The 370-nt window shown below is 51.9% G+C and carries 1 protein-coding gene; it reads left to right on the top strand.

The annotated features are described in order from the left end of the window. Positions 1–118: 118 nt before the first annotated feature. Positions 119–370 (top strand): DUF6291 domain-containing protein (locus DWZ76_RS15155; RefSeq protein ID WP_207663662.1); only part of this gene is annotated, 252 nt, incomplete at its 3' end.

The following is a 370-nucleotide window of genomic DNA, read 5'->3' on the forward strand; positions in this document are numbered from 1 at the left end:
TCGGATGATATTTTCGATGAGCTGAAAGCGCAGATTCGCGGTGGAATCATTACCCTGTTGCTGGATACATGGATTTGCTATTACCGTGACTGGCAGGCGGGAAAGGAGATGGGCTTGGATGAGTGATAAGAAGTCTTTTGTCATGTATGAGAGCTGGGGCGCTGCCATCGAAAAGATGAGCAACGAGCAGGCGGGCGAACTCATTAAAGCGATCTACGCCTATCAGAAAGACCCGGATGCTGTTCCGGAGGATCCGGCGCTGGCGTTTGTGTTCGAGCTTATTAAACAGCAGCTGGATGCGGACAGCCAGCGCTACAAAGAAGCGTGTGCAGCCAGATCGGAAGCAGGAAAGAAAGGCGGAAGACCGAAA

The organism is Clostridium sp. AF35-15 (genome assembly GCF_003477745.1).
Lineage (GTDB): Bacteria > Bacillota > Clostridia > Lachnospirales > Lachnospiraceae > Otoolea > Otoolea fessa.